At 71.4% G+C, this 19,837-nt stretch carries 25 protein-coding genes and 1 tRNA gene; 5 read left to right on the top strand and 21 right to left on the bottom strand.

All coding sequences use genetic code 11. The features are described 5' to 3' along the window. Nucleotides 1-32: 32 nt before the first annotated feature. Genes ACFWGZ_RS26730 through ACFWGZ_RS26770 form a run of 9 tightly spaced genes read right to left on the bottom strand, consistent with a single transcriptional unit; the run spans nt 33 to nt 3,822 of the window. A complete protein-coding gene (locus ACFWGZ_RS26730) occupies nt 33-572 on the bottom strand; it encodes an alkaline shock response membrane anchor protein AmaP (RefSeq protein WP_382454322.1) in 540 nt (179 codons plus the stop codon). Then, nucleotides 569-1,087 (bottom strand): DUF6286 domain-containing protein, encoded by a 519-nt coding sequence (locus ACFWGZ_RS26735; RefSeq protein WP_382454323.1) that lies wholly within the window; start codon nt 1,085-1,087, stop codon nt 569-571. The genes ACFWGZ_RS26730 and ACFWGZ_RS26735 overlap by 4 nt, the downstream gene beginning before the upstream one ends. Continuing rightward, nucleotides 1,084-1,404: an Asp23/Gls24 family envelope stress response protein gene (locus ACFWGZ_RS26740; RefSeq protein WP_382454324.1), complete on the bottom strand. Its 321-nt coding sequence runs from the start codon at nt 1,402-1,404 to the stop codon at nt 1,084-1,086. Before ACFWGZ_RS26740 ends, ACFWGZ_RS26735 begins: the two co-directional genes overlap by 4 nt. A gap of 2 nt (nt 1,405-1,406) precedes the next feature. Then, a complete protein-coding gene (locus ACFWGZ_RS26745) occupies nt 1,407-1,583 on the bottom strand; it encodes a hypothetical protein (protein ID WP_382454325.1) in 177 nt (58 codons plus the stop codon). 11 nt (nt 1,584-1,594) lie between these two features. Beyond that, on the bottom strand, nt 1,595-2,038 hold the full coding sequence (locus tag ACFWGZ_RS26750) for an Asp23/Gls24 family envelope stress response protein (protein WP_382454326.1): 444 nt from the start codon (nt 2,036-2,038) through the stop codon (nt 1,595-1,597). A gap of 57 nt (nt 2,039-2,095) precedes the next feature. Next, the gene (locus ACFWGZ_RS26755) at nt 2,096-2,389 is read right to left on the bottom strand and encodes a hypothetical protein (RefSeq protein ID WP_382454327.1); all 294 of its coding nucleotides are present in this window, start codon (nt 2,387-2,389) and stop codon (nt 2,096-2,098) included. Then, a complete protein-coding gene (locus ACFWGZ_RS26760) occupies nt 2,383-2,730 on the bottom strand; it encodes an Asp23/Gls24 family envelope stress response protein (protein ID WP_382454328.1) in 348 nt (115 codons plus the stop codon). Before ACFWGZ_RS26760 ends, ACFWGZ_RS26755 begins: the two co-directional genes overlap by 7 nt. A gap of 4 nt (nt 2,731-2,734) precedes the next feature. Continuing rightward, complete coding sequence (locus tag ACFWGZ_RS26765) at nt 2,735-3,274, bottom strand: Asp23/Gls24 family envelope stress response protein (RefSeq protein ID WP_382454329.1); 540 nt, start codon at nt 3,272-3,274, stop codon at nt 2,735-2,737. Then, nucleotides 3,265-3,822 carry an RNA polymerase sigma factor gene (locus tag ACFWGZ_RS26770; RefSeq protein ID WP_382454346.1) on the bottom strand — a complete coding sequence of 186 codons (558 nt, stop codon included), beginning with the start codon at nt 3,820-3,822 and terminating at the stop codon, nt 3,265-3,267. The genes ACFWGZ_RS26765 and ACFWGZ_RS26770 overlap by 10 nt, the downstream gene beginning before the upstream one ends. 181 nt (nt 3,823-4,003) lie before the next feature. On the opposite strand from ACFWGZ_RS26770, the gene ACFWGZ_RS26775 reads away from it, so the two are divergent. Next, nucleotides 4,004-4,210, top strand: a complete 207-nt coding sequence (locus tag ACFWGZ_RS26775) for a CsbD family protein (RefSeq protein ID WP_382454330.1) — start codon at nt 4,004-4,006, stop codon at nt 4,208-4,210. Between the two features lie 6 nt (nt 4,211-4,216). Here the strand turns inward: ACFWGZ_RS26775 and ACFWGZ_RS26780 are convergent, their stop codons facing one another. The 4 genes from ACFWGZ_RS26780 to ACFWGZ_RS26795 all read right to left on the bottom strand — a co-directional run bounded on the left by ACFWGZ_RS26780 (nt 4,217) and on the right by ACFWGZ_RS26795 (nt 7,379). Further along, nucleotides 4,217-5,242 (bottom strand): saccharopine dehydrogenase family protein, encoded by a 1,026-nt coding sequence (locus tag ACFWGZ_RS26780; protein WP_382454331.1) that lies wholly within the window; start codon nt 5,240-5,242, stop codon nt 4,217-4,219. Between the two features lie 9 nt (nt 5,243-5,251). Further along, nucleotides 5,252-5,545, bottom strand: coding sequence for a hypothetical protein (locus tag ACFWGZ_RS26785; RefSeq protein ID WP_382454332.1), 294 nt, complete (start codon nt 5,543-5,545; stop codon nt 5,252-5,254). A gap of 235 nt (nt 5,546-5,780) precedes the next feature. Continuing rightward, entirely contained in the window at nt 5,781-6,977 is a 1,197-nt protein-coding gene (locus tag ACFWGZ_RS26790) for a cytochrome P450 (protein WP_382454333.1), read from the bottom strand. Between the two features lie 30 nt (nt 6,978-7,007). Beyond that, on the bottom strand, nt 7,008-7,379 hold the full coding sequence (locus ACFWGZ_RS26795) for a hypothetical protein (RefSeq protein ID WP_382454334.1): 372 nt from the start codon (nt 7,377-7,379) through the stop codon (nt 7,008-7,010). Nucleotides 7,380-7,554: 175 nt separating this feature from the next. On the opposite strand from ACFWGZ_RS26795, the gene ACFWGZ_RS26800 reads away from it, so the two are divergent. After that, nucleotides 7,555-8,406, top strand: a complete 852-nt coding sequence (locus tag ACFWGZ_RS26800; RefSeq protein ID WP_382454335.1) for a M43 family zinc metalloprotease — start codon at nt 7,555-7,557, stop codon at nt 8,404-8,406. Nucleotides 8,407-8,461: 55 nt separating this feature from the next. On the opposite strand, the gene ACFWGZ_RS26805 is transcribed toward ACFWGZ_RS26800, so the two are convergent. The 3 genes from ACFWGZ_RS26805 to ACFWGZ_RS26815 all read right to left on the bottom strand — a co-directional run bounded on the left by ACFWGZ_RS26805 (nt 8,462) and on the right by ACFWGZ_RS26815 (nt 9,532). After that, nucleotides 8,462-8,536, bottom strand: a tRNA-Val gene (locus ACFWGZ_RS26805). A gap of 32 nt (nt 8,537-8,568) precedes the next feature. Further along, complete coding sequence (locus tag ACFWGZ_RS26810) at nt 8,569-9,033, bottom strand: peroxiredoxin (RefSeq protein ID WP_382454336.1); 465 nt, start codon at nt 9,031-9,033, stop codon at nt 8,569-8,571. A 67-nt stretch (nt 9,034-9,100) separates the two neighbouring features. Then, nucleotides 9,101-9,532: a DUF3052 domain-containing protein gene (locus tag ACFWGZ_RS26815; RefSeq protein WP_382454337.1), complete on the bottom strand. Its 432-nt coding sequence runs from the start codon at nt 9,530-9,532 to the stop codon at nt 9,101-9,103. Nucleotides 9,533-9,851: 319 nt separating this feature from the next. On the opposite strand from ACFWGZ_RS26815, the gene aceE reads away from it, so the two are divergent. Continuing rightward, nucleotides 9,852-12,611 carry a pyruvate dehydrogenase (acetyl-transferring), homodimeric type gene (aceE, locus tag ACFWGZ_RS26820; protein WP_382454338.1) on the top strand — a complete coding sequence of 920 codons (2,760 nt, stop codon included), beginning with the start codon at nt 9,852-9,854 and terminating at the stop codon, nt 12,609-12,611. A gap of 54 nt (nt 12,612-12,665) precedes the next feature. Here aceE and ACFWGZ_RS26825 read toward each other — a convergent pair whose 3' ends face one another. The 4 genes from ACFWGZ_RS26825 to pnuC form a co-directional block, all read right to left on the bottom strand. After that, the gene (locus tag ACFWGZ_RS26825) at nt 12,666-13,466 is read right to left on the bottom strand and encodes a helix-turn-helix transcriptional regulator (RefSeq protein ID WP_382454339.1); all 801 of its coding nucleotides are present in this window, start codon (nt 13,464-13,466) and stop codon (nt 12,666-12,668) included. 3 nt (nt 13,467-13,469) lie between these two features. After that, nucleotides 13,470-14,531, bottom strand: a complete 1,062-nt coding sequence (locus ACFWGZ_RS26830) for an aldo/keto reductase (protein WP_382454340.1) — start codon at nt 14,529-14,531, stop codon at nt 13,470-13,472. A gap of 112 nt (nt 14,532-14,643) precedes the next feature. Then, entirely contained in the window at nt 14,644-15,810 is a 1,167-nt protein-coding gene (locus tag ACFWGZ_RS26835; RefSeq protein ID WP_382454341.1) for a M14 family zinc carboxypeptidase, read from the bottom strand. Continuing rightward, on the bottom strand, nt 15,807-16,430 hold the full coding sequence (pnuC, locus tag ACFWGZ_RS26840; RefSeq protein ID WP_382454342.1) for a nicotinamide riboside transporter PnuC: 624 nt from the start codon (nt 16,428-16,430) through the stop codon (nt 15,807-15,809). Before pnuC ends, ACFWGZ_RS26835 begins: the two co-directional genes overlap by 4 nt. A 55-nt stretch (nt 16,431-16,485) precedes the next feature. On the opposite strand from pnuC, the gene ACFWGZ_RS26845 reads away from it, so the two are divergent. Then, nucleotides 16,486-17,574 (top strand): phytase, encoded by a 1,089-nt coding sequence (locus ACFWGZ_RS26845; protein WP_382454343.1) that lies wholly within the window; start codon nt 16,486-16,488, stop codon nt 17,572-17,574. Between the two features lie 9 nt (nt 17,575-17,583). Beyond that, entirely contained in the window at nt 17,584-18,624 is a 1,041-nt protein-coding gene (locus tag ACFWGZ_RS26850; protein ID WP_382454344.1) for a winged helix DNA-binding domain-containing protein, read from the top strand. Here the strand turns inward: ACFWGZ_RS26850 and ACFWGZ_RS26855 are convergent. Continuing rightward, nucleotides 18,621-19,664: a glucose-1-phosphate thymidylyltransferase gene (locus ACFWGZ_RS26855; RefSeq protein ID WP_382454345.1), complete on the bottom strand. Its 1,044-nt coding sequence runs from the start codon at nt 19,662-19,664 to the stop codon at nt 18,621-18,623. The genes ACFWGZ_RS26850 and ACFWGZ_RS26855 overlap by 4 nt on opposite strands. Nucleotides 19,665-19,837: the final 173 nt, after the last annotated feature.

The raw sequence follows: 19,837 nt of genomic DNA on the forward strand, positions 1-19,837 counted from the left end.
GACCTGGGCCTTCGTTTCTCCCCACCTCGGGGTCAGTGGACTCGCGCGTCGGCCTTCGACGCGGCCACCCGGAACTCCACGGTGGCGCGGAGGTCCGGCGCCTCCAGCGCCTCCCGCAGGCGTGGCAGACCCTCGTCGTCGATGCGGCGGCGGATCCCCCGCAGATCGGCGTCGCCGTGGGCGCGGACGACGAGGGCCAGGTTCGGCGCGGTGCGCGGTCCGGTCAGCTCCGCCTCGACCTTGCGGACACCGGGGTAGCCGGTGACCTCCTGCGTGAACGGCACGGCGGCCGTCGAGGAGCTCAGGCGGGTCGCGCCGGCCTCGTCCGCCCAGCGCCAGGTCGTCGTCCTGCGCCTCGGCACCTGGGCGAAGAGCCACCGCAGGCACAGCAGCGCGAGCACGGTCGCAACGGCCGCGACGACCCACAGCACCCACGACGGCGGCATCTCCGTTCCGGGCACCAGCGGGGCGCTGCGGTCGACCTGCGGCACGTACCCGAGGCCGATGGCGACCGCCGCGCCGCCCGCGATCAGCAGCACCAGGCCCAGCAGGCCGAGCAGGAAGCGGTTCACGGTGTGCTCCTCAGCTCCTTGACCCTCACCACGACCTGCGGCGGCCGGGCGAGTGCGAACTCACCGACTCGGTTCTCGACGGCGGTGCGGACGGCGTCGCCGAGCCCGTCCGCGACCGACCGGCGCGTGCGCACCACGGCGCGAACCCTCTTGCGGCGCACCTTCACCGCCGCCGACTCGACGCCGTCGACGCAGGCGGCGAGCTTCAGCGCGTTGCGCAGTCCGCGCAGCGACACGGCCGTGCGCTCGTCGAGCGCGGCGGTCCTGGCGCGGCCGGGCACGACCGCGGCCAGGAACAGCAGCAGCCCGAGCGCCGCGACGACCCCGCCCGCCACGACCACCTCGCGCGCCGACCACGTCGTGCCGTGCAGCCGGTCCACCACCGCCTGGTAGGACAGCAGCGGTGTCTCGCCGAGGGCGAGCTGGACCGCCGACACCGCGACCACGGCCAGGACGGCCAGCAGGACCAGCGCGACCGCGGTGGCGGTCAGCGCCCGGCGAGATCGGCGCGTCACAACACCCTCCTCGACGGCTCCGACTCCACGCGCAGCGCGCCGACCGACACGTCCACCACGGACACGCGCAGCCCCGTGAGCGCCCCGACGCGCTCGACGAGGTGCTCGCGCACCCGTGCCGCGGTGGTCGCCACCGGCGCCGGGTACCGGAGGTCGAGCTTCGCGTCCAGCGAAGCGACACCCCCGGTCACCCGCGCGGTGACCTCGGCGCCGAGAACGTCCGGCACCTCCTGCGCGGCGTGGCCGGCGATGCGGCTCACCGCGCGGTCCGCGACCGTGGTCAGACCTGGTTGCACGACGGCAAGAGTCGCGGTCATGGTCAGTCCCGGTCCCTGCCGAGCAGCTGCGCGAGGTCGAGCTTGCCCTCGGCCACCCGGCCGGCCACGAGGCCGATCGCACCGAAGACGAGCACGAGCAGGAACGCGCTGAAGCCCCCGAAAGCCGCGGCCAGACCGAGCGCGAGCCCGGTCACGAGGCCCAGTGCGGTGGTGCTCATGGCGTTCTCCCTCACTGCACGCGGGTGGTCTCGGGCTCGTCGCCCTCGGAGTCGCTCGGGATGTGCACGTCGTTGACGTTGATGTTGACCTCGACGACCTCGAGGCCGGTGATCTGCTCGATCGCGGTGATCACGTTGCCGCGCACCGACTTCGCGAGGTCGGCGATCGGCACGCCGTACTCGACGACGAGCTCCAGGTCGACGGCGGCCTGCTTCTCGCCGACCTCCACCGACACGCCCTGGCCCGCGCTCGCGGTGGCACCGGGGATGCGGTCGCGCAGCGCGCTCAGCGCGCGGGTCGCTCCGCCACCCAGCGCGTGCACGCCGCGGATCTCCCGCGCGGCGAGGCCCGCGACCTTCTGCACGACGACGTCCGCGATGGTGGTGGATCCCTTGTCGGTCACCAGCTTCGCGTCCACCACGGTGTTCTTCTTCTCGAGCGCCTGCGTGGTCATCGCAACCCCTTCCCTCGAAGTGTCAACGTCTGTAAGACACGGCTCCCGGCGGAAACGTCACGACTCTTTCAGGTGATCGAGCGCACGTTTGTCCACATCGGTCACGACGATCCGGAGCACCGCCGTTTCCCATTGCGTGCCAACGAGAACGGCACGCAGCACATCCCCCGCCTCGTCGCACCGCAGCGGCAGCCTGGTGGCGACGACGCGCACGCACACCAGGTCGTCCTCCACGTCCACCGCGACCGCGTCGACGTCCCAGGGGATCCACGAGCGGGCGGGTTCCGGCGCGGACGGCCGCAGCCCGTCCACCTTCTCGAGCGCCTTCAGCAACTCCGCCACGATCACCATGCGACGTCCACCACGGTGACGAGGACCGACTCCACCTCGATGCCGGTCAGTTCCGGCACAACCGCGCGCACCGACCGCTGCACGGCGCGGGCCACGGCCGCGGCCTGGTCCAGTCCCGAGATCACCACGTCCACCTCCAGCAACGCCGCCGCTCCCGACCAGCGCACCCGCACGCCCTCGACGGGCGCGGGCTGCAGTCCCTTGATCTGCTGCCGCGCCGTGCGCACCACCGAACTCACCAGCCCCGCCATGCCGGGCTGCACGCGCACGCCCGCGACTCGCTCGGCCGCGTGCAGCGCAACCGCCGCCACGGCCGGCGCGGACACGACTGTCTCGATCACTCGCTCACCCCTCGAGAACGTCGGACACGACGAGGTCCAGGCGGGCGAGCCGCACGCCGATCCGGGCGGAGGCCGCGGCCAGCACCCGCCGGCGCACCTCCTCGAAGGCCTCGGGCGTGACCCGCGTGGTGATCGCGATGCCGAGCTCCACCTCGATCACCGGATCCGGCACCGTCGACTCCGGCGCCTCGACGACCCGGCAAGAGCGCGCCCGCACCCCTTCCACGCCGTCCGCCGCGTACCGCAGCACCGCCGCGACCGCCCGCGTGCTGATCCGGGCGAGGCCGTCGCCGGGCAGCGGCAGCACGTCCGTCCGCCGCACGTCGGCCCGCACGGCGGACATGACGCGGCTGACGAGGTCGGACGGCGGTTCGAGCTCTTCGCGAGCCATCTCGTCGGTCGCCGCGCGCAGCACCAGCAGGCTTTCCCGCACCGCGGCGCAGTGCGGGCACGACCGCGTGTGCTCGTCGGAGAGGTCGATCACCTCCCAGACCTGTTCGACGTCCCGCCCGCACGGCAGGTCGTAGTCGGACGTCACCGCCACGGCGCCATCACCTCCGCGAGTTGTGCCCGTGCCCGCGCGAGCCTGCCGCGCACCGCCTGCTGGGTCGTGCCGATCGTCTCCGCGATCTCGTCGTAGGACCGGCCGTGGACCTCGCGCAGCACCCAGCACGCCCGCTGTTCCGGCGTGAGGTCGCGCAGTGCGGCTTGCAGCGCGTCGAGCTGCGCGTTCACCTCCACCGCGCGGTCGGGCCGGGTGCGCGGTGCCGCCGACTCGTGCTCGTCGAGCTCGGTGTCGGCGTGCGGTTTGCGCTTGCGCAGCACGTTCAGACATTGGTTGGTGGTGGTGCGGTAGAGCCAGCCGACGAACGCGCCGTCCTCCTGCAACTGCCCGAGACGCCGCCACGCGGTCAGGAAGACGTCCTGCACCGCGTCCTCGGCGTCCCCGCTGCTGCCCACGATGCGCAGCGCCAGCCGGTACATCGGCCCCTGGTAACGGCGGACCAGCTGCTCGTAAGCACGCGTGTCGCCGTCACGGGACCTAGCCACCAGCGTGGCATCGTCGAGTGCGGCTGCCTCGGCCACGCCCATGCGCACACCCCCGCCCATTTCTCCGTCGTCCGATGGACACGTTCGTTCGCGGAACGTCACGCGGTTCCACCATTTCCCCCTCGTGAGCACGCTCACCCGGAATTCACCCGTCAGTGGCGTGACGGTGCCCTGGTCAGGGGTGTCGGACAGACGTCAACGAACTCGGCACGAGGAGGACGCGATGTCGCTGTCGGACAAGTTCGGCAACAAGGCGGAAGAGCTCGGCGGCAAGGCCAAGGAGGCCGCGGGCGAGGCGACCGGCAACGAGCGGCTCGCCGACGAGGGTCGCGCGGACCAGGCGAAGGCCGCCGTGAAGGACGGGGTGGAGAAGGTGAAGGACGCGGTCGGCGGAGTCGTCGACAGCGTCGCGAAGCACCTCAAGAAGTAGCGGGCGTCAGCTGTAGCGGACGTCTTCCGCGACAACGCCGTCGAGCGTGCGCACGAAGTGCGCGCCGAACGCGCTCGACGGCGTGTGGAAACCCGGCGCGACGCCGTCGATCCCGCGGATCGCGCGGACCACGGCGTCCGCGGTGAGGCTGTAGGCGTTGGGCGTGGTGATCGCGCACTGGACCCTGGTCCGCGCGTCCCACGCCTCGCCGAACACCTCCGAGCGCGTGTTCGCGCGCTTGCGCTCGTCGGGCCCCTTCACCTTCCCGGCGACGGACTTGGCCGCGTTCTGCACCAGCGGGGCCCGCAGCACGGGCGAGAAGATCCGCTGCAGGCTCCCGAGCACACCGGGCACGGCCGTGAACGTCGTGATGTTCGGGATGCCGGTCGAGTGGTAGGCGGTGCTCACGTCGCCCCACGGGATGCTGCCGACCTCGCGCGGCCCCGACCGGAACCGGGCGGTGCGCCGCCGGTGCCCGATGCGGACGCTCCTCAGCTCGCCGTTCACCCGGATCCGCCCGCCGGCAGCGGCGGCCTCGACGGAGGTCTTGGTGGTGCCCGCGCTCGCCCCTCCCCCGACGACGAACGCGAGGTCGAGGTGCGTGGCGCTCGGCAGGGCGTCCTTGAGCAGCGCGGCCACGCAGTCCGTGGGGACGACGTCGAACCCGGCGCCGGGCAACACCACGATGCCCGCCTTGCGCGCGTCGAGGTGCCGCAGGTTCAACGACTCGAAGACGTCGATCTCACCGGTGATGTCGAGGTAGTGCGTGCGGCTCGCGAGGCACGCGTCGACCATCGCGCCGGCCGTGCGCGAGAACGGTCCCGCGCAGTGCACGACGACGTCGACGTCTGCCAGGTTCGCCGCCGCGTCCCCGAGGCCGAACGCGCGGTGCTCCAGCCCCAGCGCGGTGGCGATCGGCTCGACCTTCTCGCGTGAACGGCCCGCCAGCACGGGCCGTTCCCCCCGCGCGACCGCGAGCTCCGCGATCAGGCGGCCGGTGTAGCCGTTGGCGCCGTAGACCATCCACGTCATACCGCGACCTTACCGGCGAGTAGTGTCGCGCGACCCTACGAGCGACCCGATCAGCAGCAGCACGCCGAGCCCGCTGACCGGCAGCCCCCAGAGCAGCCGCCGGTGCCGCAGGTCGGCGCAGATGTCCACGTAGGCGGGGCTCACCGCGGACGCCGCGGGTTCGTCGAAGCCGAGGCCGAAGCTGTTGCCGCACGGGATCAGCGCCCCGCTCGGAGCCTCGACGGCCAGCATCACGAAGAGGATCGCGGCTCCCCCGAGGAGGAACGCGAGACCGACCACGACCGCGAACGTGCGCACCGACATGAACAGAAGTTACGTCTCATGTGGACCTCGGGATAGCCCTGGTCAGACGCATTGGGGCTGATCCCCTAATCCCCCGCCCGACGGCACGGCGGCTCCCCGGTGTCCCACCATGCGAGCGAGAACCCGCACCGCTGCTCCACACGGCGGCGGTGCGGATGCGGCGCAGGGCCGCCGACCCTGACCCGTCCGAGCCGTCCGTCTCATGTGGACCTCCGGAGCGGGGTCGTCCGGCCCGTCAGCGGCGGAGCACGACCGGGAGCGATTTCAGGCTGACCATGATGTCGTTGTGCGTCACCGGCGGCTGCTCGCCGCCCGTGCGCGTGGTGCGCGGGAACTCGCGCACGAGGTGCCGCACCACGGTCTCGGTCTCCAGCCGGGCGAGCGCCGACCCGAGGCAGAAGTGCGGGCCGTGCCCGAACGTCGCGTGCCCGCCGCCCTCCCGGCCGAGCCGGTAGTCCGCCGCGTCCGCGTGCGCACGGGGACAGCGCCCCGCGGACCCGAGGTTGATCAGCAGGAGCGTGCCCGCGGGGACCACGACGCCGTCGATCTCGACGGGTTCGGTGGTGATGCGGTGCGTCGCGTGGCGGACCGGCGAGTTGTGCCGCAACGTCTCCTCGACGAGTGCCGGCACCAGGTCCGGTTCCGCCGCGGCCCGCTCCCACAGCCCGTTGTCCAACGCGTCGTGCACGACGTTCGCGATGAGGCCCGCCGTCGTCTCGTGGCCCGCGACGACGAGGAGGAACGCCATCGCGATCAGTTCGTCGTGCGTCAGCTTGTCGCCGTTGTCGTCGGCCCGGGCCAACGCGCCGAAGAGCGAGCCCTCGTCGAGGACGTCGCCCGTGAGCAACTCGTGGAAGTAGCCGCCCAACGCGTCGCTGGCCGGCTGCGACACCACCGGGTCCATCAACAACATCGTCTCGATCAGGGAGCGGACCCGCGCCCGGTCGTCCTCCGGCACTCCCAGCACCTCGCCGATGACGTGCAACGGCACCGGCACTGCCAGCGCGGGGACGAGGTCGGCCGCGCCCTCGGGCAGGTCGCGGACCAGGTCCGCGGTGATCTGCTCGACGCGGGGCGCGAGCCGCTGCACCGCCCGGTTGGTGAACGCCTTCACCGCGAGCGCGCGCAACCGGGCGTGCCGCGGGTTGTCGCTGTTGAGCATGCTCGGCCCGAACAGCCCGTCGACGTCGGTCTGCTCACGGCCCGCCGCGGCGAACTGGCGCCTCATCTCGCGCTGCAACGCGGCGCTGTCCTTGGAGAGCCGCCGGTCCGCGAGCAGCCTGCGGGTGAGCTCCAGCCCGACCGTGACGACCTGCACCAGCACCCCGTCGGGCCGGCGAGCCGCGTGCAGCGGCCCGGCCGCCCGCGCCGCGTCCTCGAGCCGGTGGTGGTCGCGCGCCCGCAACCCGTCGCCGATCAGCAGGTCCGCCACGTGGCCTCCCGGAAGTAGCCGCCCCGCGGGTCAGGGGAAGGAGTCGAGAACCCTGATCGTCCCAGCCGGGGGCAACCCCGGCGGCGCAGCGGCGATGGCCTTGCGCCCCAGCACCCACTCCGGCACGTGGTGCTGCAACGCCGCCCGGCCCCGCGGCGTGATGTCGACCGGCGCCGCCATCCCGTGCTCGGCGGCCCGTTCGGGCTTCTCCCACGTGATCCAGTGGCGCTCGTGCAGGACCTCCAGCCCCTCGGCGTCCCCCCGCCCGGCCGGCCGGTGCTCGAGGTACCAGCTCGTGGCCCCGCGGTGCACGCCGCCCTGCTCGACGAGGGCGAGCAGCCGGATGTGCTCGCCGGTGACGGCGGTGGTGACGGGCTTCACGGCCTTGGCCTTGCGTCTCACAGGTGGTCGTCCTCCGGCGGTGGCGGGCCCGGCAGCGGTCCAAAGTACGTGACCGCACCGGCTCGTTCCAGCGGACGCGCGCGAACCCGGTTCCAGAGGCGAAAGGGCAGCACGGGTTGCCCGAACACCCCGACCACACCCACGCCTCACGAACGGCTCGCCAGGTTCATCGTTCATGACCAATCGACAGAGGTGGCTCGCCGGCGTGCTCGGCGCCGCCCTCGTGACCGCGTTCGCCGCACCGGGTTCCGCGGCACCACCCGCCGCGAACGCCGCGCCCGCCGTGGCGGAGATCGTGATCCCGGTGTACTTCCACCTGGTGACCAACGCGGGCGAGGGCCACTGGCAGCGGGCGGACGTCGAACGCGTCGTCCAACGGCTCAACGAGGGTTTCGCGCAGGGGTTCCGTCCCCCGCCTCCCGGCACCTGGGGCAGCGACTGGGGGCCGCGGGACGGCACGTCCGCGCCCGCTCCGTTCCGCTTCGTCCTGGAGGACGTCGACTGGACCGAGGACGCGAACTGGTACAACGACACCAGGTACAGGCCCGACGACATCGAGGGCAGGTCCCTGCTCGCGAAGGTGCGCAAGGGCGGCCTGAACACGTTGAACGTGATCAGCCCCACGGGCCCCGGCACCCGGGGGACCTCCTCCGCCTTCGCGCCGGAGTGGGCGGTGCAAGACCCCCAGAAGGACATGATCTGGCTCAACCCGGCCAGCTTCGCGGAGAACCCCGTCAACCCGACGGCGGCCACGATCGTGCACGAGGCCGGGCACTGGCTGGGCCTCAACCACACCTTCGAGGGCGGCTGTGACGGAGACGACGCCGTCGAGGACACGCCCCAGCACCTCCAGGACAGCGCCCCATCGTTCGCCGACCCGGCCCCCGACAGCTGCCCCGGCGTGCCCGGCGAGGACCCGCTGTGGAACTTCATGTCGTACGGGTTCTACGCGCGGGTGTTCACGCACGGTCAGGTCGAGCGGATGATCGACCAGTACCAGCGGTACCGGGCCCCTGCCCGCAACTGACGTCGATCGCTGATGTCACCGGTGCCTCCGGCGCTCCCGGAGGCGCCGTTTTCGCTGGTGGGCGCGACAGGGATCGAACCTGCGACCGCTCGGGTGTAAACCGAGTGCTCTTCCGCTGAGCTACACGCCCCAACCCCGCGCGAACGAGCGCGGGAAGCTACATCATGCCCGAAGCGCGGCCACGGCCTGCTTCCACCCGCTCTGGTCCCGAGCCTCACCGGGCGAGTTCACCTCGGCGAACCGCACCACCCCGGCCTGGTCGACCAGGAACGTCCCCCGCACCGCCATGCCCGACGTGGAGTTGAACACCCCGTACGAGGTGGCGACGGCGCCGTGCGGCCAGAAGTCCGACAGCAGCGGGAACCGGTACCCCTCCTGCTCGGCCCACGCCTTCAGCGCGTAGGGCGTGTCCACGGACACACCCAGCACCTGCACGGAGGCGTCCTCGTAGACGGCGAGCTCGTCGCGCAGCTGGCACAGCTCGCCGCGGCAGATGCCGGAGAAGGCGAACGGGTAGAACACCAGCAGCACGGCCGAGGCGCCGCGGAACGACGACAGCGTCACCGGCTGCTTGTTCTGGTCCTTGAGCGTGAAGTCCGGGGCCTGCGCCCCGACGTCGACCGCCACGACATCCCTCCCGTCGCCGGCGTTGACCCACGGGCCGCACGTGCACCCGTGGGGCAAGGCCGGATGATCAGCGCTTGGCCTTGGCGGACTTCGGCCACACCAGGCGGGTACCCGCCCAGTCGTCGGCCACGCTGATGTTCGAGGTCTGGGAGAGGCCGGCGGTCGGCACCGCCTCGGCGATGTCCGAGGGCTCGACGTGGCCGGGGCGGCCGGTCTTCGGGGTGAGAACCCAGATCACGCCGTCCTCGGCGAGCACCCCGGTGGCCTCGAGCAGAGCGTCGACCAGGTCGCCGTCGTCCTCTCGCCACCAGAGCAGCACGACGCTCACCGTCTCGTCGGCGTCCTCGTCGAGGAGGTCGCCCCCGATCTGTTCTTCGACGGCGGCACGGAGGTTGTCGTCGACATCCTCGTCCCAGCCGATCTCCTGGACGACCATGCCCGATTCGATCCCGAGCTTCTCGGCGACGCCGATCTTGCCGGCGTCTTCCGCGGCGACCACGGTTTTCACTCCTCCAACTACGCAAGAGCGACAGCCTTGAAGACTGCCGCCAAGTCGACTACCTCGGGCTAGCGAACACTGTCGGCTACCCCCGGCGCAACTGTTGACCACGTGACACGCCGTAACAGGCCCCCCTGTGGAGGGACCTACACTGGCATGAGGCACGCTCTACATACCTCTTATCGCGCGCGCGTGAGCGACACGATCCAGAACTACCGATCGGTAGCGATGACGAAGTCGCGCCGCAAGGACAACGATAGGAGCGCGTGGCACGGTTTCCGGGCCACGCGAGTACCGCCAACGAAGCCGAGGAGACACCTTGAGCCCGCAGAACACCGGCCCCGAGCGGGTACGTGTCATTCGCGACGGTCTGGCAGCCCACCTGCCCGACATCGACCCCGAAGAGACGTCGGAATGGCTCGAGTCGTTCGACGAGGTGCTCAAGGGTGGCGGTCAGCAGCGGGCGCGGTACCTGATGCTGCGTCTGCTGGAGCGCGCGGGCGAGAACCACGTCGGCATGCCCTCGCTGACCAGCACCGACTACGTCAACACCATCCCCACCGAGCGGGAGCCGTGGTTCCCCGGTGACGAGGAGGTGGAGCGTCGTTACCGTGCGTGGATCCGCTGGAACGCCGCGATGACGGTGCACCGCGCGCAGCGGCCCGGTGTGGGTGTCGGTGGCCACATCTCGACGTACGCGTCCAGCGCGTCGCTCTACGAAGTCGGCTTCAACCACTTCTTCCGCGGCAAGAACCACCCCGGCGGCGGCGACCAGATCTTCATCCAGGGTCACGCCTCGCCCGGTGTCTACGCCCGCGCGTTCCTCGAGGGCCGGCTGTCGGAGCACCAGCTCGACGGCTTCCGCCAGGAGTACTCGCACGCCGGTCCGGGCGGCGGCCTGCCGTCGTACCCGCACCCGCGCCTGATGCCGGACTTCTGGGAGTTCCCCACGGTCTCGATGGGCATCGGCCCGATGAACGCGATCTACCAGGCGCGGTTCAACCGCTACCTGCGCGACCGCGGCTTCAAGGACACGTCCGACCAGCACGTGTGGGCGTTCCTCGGCGACGGCGAGATGGACGAGCCGGAGTCGCGCGGCCTGCTGCAGCTCGCCGCGAACGAGCAGCTCGACAACCTCACGTTCGTCGTCAACTGCAACCTGCAGCGCCTCGACGGCCCGGTGCGCGGCAACGGCAAGATCATCCAGGAGCTGGAGTCGTTCTTCCGCGGCGCCGGCTGGAACGTCATCAAGGTCGTCTGGGGCCGCGAGTGGGACGCGCTGCTGCACGCCGACCGCGACGGTGCGCTCGTCAACCTGATGAACAACACGCCCGACGGCGACTACCAGACGTACAAGGCCAACGACGGCGCGTACGTCAAGGAGCACTTCTTCGGCCGTGACCCGCGCACGAAGGCCCTCGTGGACGCGATGAGCGACGACGAGGTGTGGAACCTCAAGCGCGGCGGCCACGACTACCGCAAGGTCTACGCGGCCTACAAGGCGGCGACCGAGACCGTCGGCCAGCCCACCGTCATCCTCGCCAAGACCATCAAGGGCTACTCGCTCGGCCCGCACTTCGCGGCCCGCAACGCGACGCACCAGATGAAGAAGATGACCCTGGACGACCTCAAGGGCTTCCGCGACAGCCTGCGCATCCCGATCTCGGACGCGCAGCTCGAGGCCGACCCGTACCTGCCGCCGTACTACCACCCCGGGCAGGACTCGGCGGAGATCCAGTACATGCAGGAGCGCCGCCGCCAGCTCGGCGGGTTCCTGCCGGAGCGCCGCACCAAGTCGAAGGCGCTGGTGCTGCCGGGCGACAAGGTCTACGAGGGCGTGCGCCGTGGTTCGGGCAAGCAGGAGGTCGCCACCACGATGGCGTTCGTCCGGCTCGTCCGCGACCTCGCGAAGGACCCGGAGATCGGCCCGCGCATCGTCCCGATCATCCCGGACGAGGCACGAACGTTCGGCATGGACTCCATGTTCCCGACGCAGAAGATCTACAACCCGAACGGCCAGGCGTACACGTCGGTGGACGCCAACCTGATGCTCGCCTACAAGGAGTCCGAGCAGGGCCAGATCCTGCACGAGGGCATCAACGAGGCGGGTTCCACGGCGTCGTTCACGGCGGTCGGCACGTCCTACGCCACGCAGGGCGAGCCGATGATCCCGATCTACATCTTCTACTCGATGTTCGGCTTCCAGCGCACGGGCGACGGCCTGTGGGCGGCGGCGGACCAGATGGCACGCGGCTTCGTGCTGGGTGCCACCGCGGGCCGCACCACGCTGACCGGTGAGGGCCTGCAGCACGCCGACGGCCACTCGCTGCTGCTGGCGCACACGAACCCGGCCGTGGTGGCCTACGACCCGGCGTGGTCGTTCGAGGTGGCGCACATCGTCAAGGACGGTCTGCGCAGGATGTACGGCGAGAACGCCGAGAACGTCTTCTACTACATGACGGTCTACAACGAGCCGTACGTGCAGCCCGCCGAGCCGGAGAACCTGGACGTGGAGGGCCTGCTGCGGGGCCTCTACCGGTACCAGGAGGGCCCCGCGGCCGACGGCCCGCGCGCCCAGCTCCTCGGCTCGGGCGTCGGCCTGCCGTGGGCGCTCAAGGCCCAGCAGATGCTGGCCGACGAGTGGGGCGTCTCCGCGGACGTGTGGTCCGCCACGTCGTACTCGGAGCTGCGCCGCGACGCCGTGGAGACCGACCGCCACAACCTGCTGCACCCGGACGCCGAGCCGCGCGTGCCGTACGTGACGCAGGTGCTCAAGGACGTCGCCGGCCCCGTGGTCGCCGTGTCCGACTGGGCGTCGGCGATCCCGGACCTGATCCGCCCGTACGTCCCGACCGACATGACGACCCTGGGCACGGACGGCTTCGGCTTCTCCGACACCCGCCCGGCCGCCCGCCGCCACTTCCTGGTCGACGCGGAGTCGGTCGTCGTCGCCACCCTGGCCGCACTGGCCAAGCGCGGCGAGGTCGAGCAGTCGAAGGTCGTCGAGGCGGCCGCCAAGTACCGCATCAACGACGTGCAGGCGGCCGGCCCGTCCACGTCGGACGCGGGCCTGGCGTAGCCCTCCGCACGGCTGAGGGGCCACTCCGCACCGGCGGGGTGGCCCCTGCGCCGTTCAGGGCGAGAGTTCTCCGAGCCGCCGCAGCGCCGCGGCGTTGTCGTCGTCGGCGCGGTACACCAGCAGCTGCTGCCCTGCGCCGCCGCGGACGTCGAACGCCTGGTACACGAGGGTGATGGGCCCGACGTCGGGGTGCAGGAACCGTTTCGGCGCACGGGTCTTGCCCGCGGCGAACTGCGTCCTCCACAGCCGGGCGAAGCGCTCGTCGGCGGCCAGGTCGGCCAGCAGGGCGGTGAGCCCCGCGTCCGCCGGGTCGCTGCCCTGCGCGAGCCGCAGGCTCCCGACGGCGAGCCGGGCCACCTCGTCCCAGTCGACGTAGAACTTCTCGGCGTCCGGCTCCAGGAAGACCACGCGCGCCAGGTTCTGCGCGGCGGGGAAACCGGAGAACAGGGCGGCGGCCATCCGGTTGCGGGCAAGGACGTCCAGCGCCGGGCTGAGCACCATGGCGGGGTTGTCCGGCCACGCCCGCATCAGCTCCCTCAGGTCCTCCGCGACCTCCGCACCGGCCGGCCGCGGGGTCGGAGCCGGTTGTCCCGCGAGGCGGAACAGGTGGCCGCGCTGGTCCTCGTCGAGCCCGAAGACCCGCGCGAGGGAAGCCAGCACGTGCGGCGAGGGGCGGCGTTCGCGGCCCTGTTCGAGACGCGTGTAGTAGTCGTTGCTGACACCGGCGAGCGAGGCGGCCTCGGCTCGCCGGAGTCCCGGCACCCTGCGCGGACCCGACACCGCGAGCCCAGCGTCCTCAGGGGTGAGCGCGCCGCGGCGGGAACGCAGGAACGCGCCGAGGTCACCGTCCGCCACGGATCAGGACACCGCCGGCATCCGGTCCTTCCAGAGATCGGTCACTCCCCAGCGGTCCGCGCCCTGGGTGCCGAGCATCCAGCCCGGGTACTCGGGCGGCAGCTCGCTGACCTCGTCCAGCCGGCTGATCTCGTCCTCGCCGAGCTCGACGTCGGCGGCGGCGAGGTTGTCCTCGAGCTGGGCCAGGCGCCGGGCGCCGACGAGCACCGACGTCACCTCGGAACGGGCGAGGAGCCAGGCGAGCGCGATCCGCGCCGGGCTGCAGCCGTGGGCCTCGGCGATCGGCCGCAGCACGTCCAGCACGGCCCACACGCGGTCCCGGTCGACCACCGGGAAGTCGAACTCCGAACGCCGCGCGCCCTCGGGGGACTGGTTGTCGCGGCTGAACTTCCCCGACAGCAGACCGCCGGCCAGGGGGCTCCACACGAGCATGCCCAGTCCCTCCTCGCGCAGCAGCGGGAGGATCTCGCGTTCGGCGTCGCGGCCGGCGACGGAGTAGTAGGCCTGCACGGTGTTCAGCGGGGCGAGGCCCAGGCGCTCACCGATCCCCAGCGCCTTCGCGATCCGCCAGGCCTGCCAGTTGGACACGCCGACGTAGCGGACCTTGCCCTGCCGGACGAGGTCGTCCAGGGTGCGCAGCGTCTCCTCCAGCGGCGTCACCGCGTCGGTCGCGTGGACCTGGTAGAGGTCGATGTGGTCGGTCCCCAGCCGGCGCAGGCTGGCCTCGACGGCGTCCAGGACGTGGCCCCGCGACGCACCGACGTCGTTGCGGCCGGGGCCGGTCCGGCTGTAGACCTTCGTCGCGAGCACGTACTCGGTGCGCGGGACCCCGAGCTCGCGGAACGCCCGGCCGAGCGTCTCCTCGCTCTGCCCGGCGGAGTAGACGTCGGCGGTGTCGAAGAAGTTGATCCCGCCGTCCAGCGCGGCCTTGACGAGTTCGTTGGCGCCCGCCTGGTCGACGTTGCCGATGTGCTCGTACACACCGCCGGCGCCACCGAAGGTCATGGTCCCCAGGCACAGCTGCGAGACGATCAACCCGGTGTTCCCCAACGTCTTGTACCTCATCGCGCTCCCTCTCCCGTCGTGATCTCCAGCAGGCGCTGAAAACCACGGTAGAGAGGCTCCGGCCGCCCGGGGAGGGTGTGTCACACCCACCCTGGGAAGCCGGATCCGGGCACTAGCACCGCGCGCCGGGCCGCGCGGCGACCAGCGGTTCGTCGGCCCGCGCGTCCAGCAGCAGCGGGATCACCGCACGAGCCTCCTGCTCCAGCGGCACGATCCGGTCACCGCCGCGCAGGTACTGCGACGTGATCCCGTGCAACGCCAGCTCGTCCTGCACCTCGACGACCTGCGCCGCGGTCAGCACGTACCCGCACGGCGCGGCGACGACGTCCGCGGGGTCCGGCGCCTGGTTGTCCGCGCCGCCGAAGTAGACCGGCCCAGAGCGCTCAGCGCGCGACGCGGCGTTCGCGGACTCGATTCCCGCCCGGTTGTCCCGCACGAACGCCTGCGTGCCGTCCAGGGCCTTCAGATGCGACTCGACGCGGTACTGGGGCGTCCCCAGCACGTTCGTCTCGACGAGCAGACCCATGCCGTGCTTCAGACCGCCCGTGTTGCGCAGGATGCGTTCCTGGCCGTCGCCCGCCACCTGCCGGACGGGCTCACCGGTCACCGGGTCGACGTGGATGCCGTAGACGCCGGAAGTGCGCCCGGCGGCCTCGACGGACGGGCGCACGTACGACCGCGACAGCGTCTCGGACAGGTCGTGCACGCCGTCGGCCACGTTCAGGTTGCGCGGCCACAGCCACAGCACGTCCTTCACGTAGTACGGCGCGGAGGGCCCGAACTCGTGCAGGTCGTGGATCACGTCGGGTTTCCAGTCGCGGATCACCGCCGCCATCGCGCGGGCCTCGGCGGTGCGCAGCAGCAGGTGGTCGCGGTTGACGTCGATGCCGGCCGAGTTGCCGCGGGTGTCGGCCACCCGGCCGTCCGGGTTGGCGTTGGGCACGAACAGGTACGTGACCTGCGACGTGCGCGGCAGGGAGCGCATGCGGACCAGGCACGCCTCGCGGCCGGCGGGTTCGTCGCCGTGCTGGGAGCAGAGGAAGAGCACCACGGTGCGCGCCGACTCGGTGCCGACGCGCACGAGCTGGATCGGACGCCCCTGCGCGGTGACGCCGATCTGCGAGACCGGGAGGTCCAGGGCCCGCAGGTAGGCCTGTTCCTCGGCCTCGGTCGTCCAGTTCCCGGTCTTCTCGAAACCGGTGCGCGGAGGTCCGGCGGCCGTGGCGGGCAGCGGGAGCAGGAACGAAGCGGCAGCCAGGAATGCGACAAGTCCCCTCATAGAGGAGACTGTGCCGCCCGTGTCAACCGGCGGGCGGTGCGGTTCCAGTCGACGAACCCGTGGACCACCAGGCCCGCGAAGATCAGGTAGACGAACGCGCTGAAGTACAGGCCCGACTGGATCTGCAGCGGCACGCCGACGGCGTCGACCACCAGCCACACCAGCCAGAACTCGACCAGCCCGAGGCCCTGCAGCGCGAACGCCAGCACGGTGCCGACGAAGATCGCGGCGTCCGGCCACGGCGCCCACGAGGCGTCCAGCCAGTCGAGGACCAGCGCGAACGCGACCGTGCCGGCGACGAACGCGCCCGCCACCGCACCGCGTTCGAGCCAGGAGCCCTTGCGGACCACCACGCCGAACACCGGGTCACGCCGCTTCACCCACGCGTACCAGCCGTAGAGGGCGATCAGCCCCACGACGACCTGCCGGGTCGCGAGCCCGCCGAGGTGCGACGACAGGTAGACCGTGAACAGCAGCGCCACCGAGACCAGTTGCACCGGCCACGTCAGCAACGAGCGGCGCTGCGCGAGGAACACCACCGCGAGCGCCAGGACCTGCCCGAACAGCTCCGTGTACGCGATCTTCTGCCCGAAGATCGTCACTCCCAGCTCGTACCACACGGCTCGTTCCCCCGCGGTTCAGTCGCAGTACACCGGTGTTTCCTACGGTCCCACCATGTCACCTTCCACAGCACTCGCGCTCCTCCCTTTGTTCCTCACCGCGCCCGCGACGCCCGTCATCACCCCGACGGTGGTCACGCAGTCGTTCGAGGAGCCGGCCGACGCGGACGACCCGGCCATCTGGGTGAACCCGCGCAACGCCAGCCGCAGCGTGGTCCTGGGCACGCTCAAGGAGGGCGGCCTGGCGGCGTTCGACCTGAACGGCCGCACGATCGCGGTGCACCCCGCGCCACCACCGCCCGCTCCGGGCGCGAAGCCCGGCCGGTTCAACAACGTCGACGTGCTCGGCGACCTCGCGTTCGTCAGCGACCGCGGCCGCGACCGCGTCCGGGTGTTCCAAGTGGACGAACGCGGCGTGCGCGACGTCACGAACCCCGCCGCGAAGCCGGTGTTCAGCGAGACCGAGGAGGAGGTCGACGACCAGCACACCGCCTACGGCCTCGCCGCCGGGAAGGTCGACGGCAAGGACGTCGTCGTCACGAGCCGCCGCAACGAGACGACCATCGCACTGCTGCAGATCGTCAAAGGTGCTCGGTACGACACGAAGAAGGTGTCCACTCTGGACCTGCCGAGCACCTTCACCCTGCCCGACGGCAAGCAGTGGACCGTGTGCGGTGAACCCGGTGAGGGACCGCAGGTCGAGGGCATGGTGATCGACGAGCGCACGAACACCTTGTACGCGGCACAGGAGGATGTCGGCATCTGGCGCATCCCGTTGCGCGCCAACGGCTTCGGCAAGCCCCAGCTCGTCGACAAGGTCCGCACGTGGGGTGCGCCGCAGAGGTACAACCCCGAGACCGAGGAGTGCGAGGCGGACGGCCCGAACCCCGGTTTCGGCGGCCGGTGGCTCGAAGCCGACGCCGAGGGCCTGACGATCGCGGACGACGTGCTGCTCGCGTCCAGCCAGGGCGACTCGCGGTTCGTGGCCTACCGCAAGGCCGACATGAAGCCGCTCCGGGACTTCCGCGTCAAGGACGTGGAGCACTCCGACGGCGCCGACATCGTCCTCGGCGAGCTCAACCTGCTCGTGGTGCACGACGGCGAACGCCCGGACGGCACCGGGTTCGCGTTCATCAGGTTCTAGGCTGCCCCGATGGGGACGCTGAGCCAGGACCAGCTCAACAGAGCGCTGATCGAACGCCAGCTGCTGCGCGAGCGCGCCGGCCTGAGCGCGCTCGCCGCGATCGAGCACCTCGTCGGCGTCCAGGCCCAGGAACCGAAATCGCCCTACATCGGTCTCTGGACGCGTCTGGAGGCCTTCCGGCCGCAGGAGCTCGAAGACCTGCTGACCGGCCGCGAAGCCGTCCGCATGCTCCTGATGCGCGGCACGATCCACCTGGTCGGCGCCCGGGACGCGCTCGGCCTGCGTCCCCACACCCAGCTCAAGCTCGACCGCGAACTGCGGAGCGGCCCGTTCGCGAGCCGGCTGCGCGACCTCGACCTGGACGAGGTGGCCGAGGCGGGCCGCAAGATCCTCGACGAGGTGCCGCAGGGCACCGCGGACGCCGGGCGGCAGCTGCGGGAGCGCTGGCCCGACCGCGAGCACACCGTCCTCGGCAACGCCCTGCGCAACAAGCTCGCGCTCGTCCAGCTACCGCCGCGCGGCCTGTGGGACCGCTCCGGCCGAGCGGTCTGCACGACGGTCGAGAACTGGCTCGGCCGGCCGCAGCGGGCCATCACCGCGGAGGAGATCGTCCTGCGCTACCTGGGCGCCTTCGGCCCGGCCACGGTGATGGACGCCCAGCAGTGGTCCGGTCTCACGAAGCTGGCCGGGACCTTCCACGCCCTGCGCCCCCGGCTCGTGACGTTCCGGAACGAGGCGGGCAAGGAGCTGTTCGACCTCCCGGACGCCCCGCGCCCCGACGCGGGCACGGAGCTGCCCGTGCGGCTGCTGCCCGAGTTCGACAACGTCCTGCTCGCCCACACCAACCGCAGGAGGGTCATCGCGGACGACCGGCTCGGCGTCGTCGTCGGCGGCAAGCCCACCGTCCTCGTCGACGGCTACGTCGTGGCGACCTGGGCAGTCACCAAGGACCGCACCATCACCGTCGACTACCTCGACACCCTGCCCGGGAGCAGGCAGAAGGCGGTCGCCGAGGAGTGCGACCGCCTTCGGGACTGGATGCGCGGCTAAGCGGCCACGTCGACGTGCGCGCCGTCCCCGACGACCAACCGGTGCTGGCGCGCCGACCCGACGCGGGCCCGGCGGCCGATCAGCGACGTCTCGATGCCGGACACGTTGTGCACGGACGCCTCGTTCAGCACGATCGAGTCGGCCACCCCGGACTCGGTGATCCGGCAGTCCGCGCCGATCGACGTGTACGGGCCGATGATCGACTCCTCGACCAGGGTGCCGGCGCCGATGATCGCGGGCCCGACGATGCACGACCGCACGACGCGCGCGCCCTCCTCGACCACGACGTCACCGATGAGCCGCGACTCGTCGTCGACGATGCCCTGGATGTCGGTCCGCAGCCCCATCAGCAGCTCGCGGTTGCACTCCAGCACGTCCTCGACCCTCGCGGTGTCCTTCCAGAACCCCGAGTAGATCCGCGCCCGCACGTCCCGCTCGTTCGAGACGAGCCACTGCAGCGCGTCGGTGATCTCGAACTCGCCGCGCCACGACGGCTCGATCGCGTCGACTGCGGCGTGGATGGCGGGCGTGAAGAAGTAGACGCCGATCAGCGCGAGGTCGGTGCGGGGCTCCTGCGGGTGCTCGATCAGCCGCGTCACGCGCGAGTTCTCGTCCACCTCGGCGACGCCGTACAGGCGCGGGTCCTCCACCTTGTCCACGAGCACCTGCGCGGTCGGCCGCAGGCGCGCGAACTCGTCGGCGACCTGCCCGATGCCGTCGGCCAGCACGTTGTCGCCCAGGTACAGCACGAAGTCGTCGTCGCCGAGGAACGGCCGCGCGATCCGCACGCAGTGCGCGACGCCCAGCGGCAGGTCCTGCTTGATGTAGGTGATCGACACGCCCAGGTACGAGCCGTCGCCGAACAGCTCGGAGATCTCCTGGCCGCTGTCGCCGACGACGATGCCGATCTCGGTGATCCCGACGTCCCTGAGGTTCTCGACCACGTACTCGAGCACCGGCTTGTTCGCGATGGGAACGATCTGCCGGGGTATCGAGTATCCGGCGGGGCGCACGCCCGCGGACAGCACTAGGGCTTTCATAGGTCCTCCACCGCGACGGAACAGTTCGGGCGGAGACGAGACTCCGGCGGCTCGACCCGGTGACCGACGTCGTCTCCACCGTGGCCCATGTCTGGGTCCGGCTGCCCGCAGCCGTGACGGAGGCGATGCTGACCACCGTGCCCGCGGCGTTCCGCACCGGCGTCAACGACGGG

The sequence above is a fragment of the Lentzea sp. NPDC060358 genome, assembly GCF_042725365.1.
Lineage (GTDB): Bacteria > Actinomycetota > Actinomycetes > Mycobacteriales > Pseudonocardiaceae > Lentzea.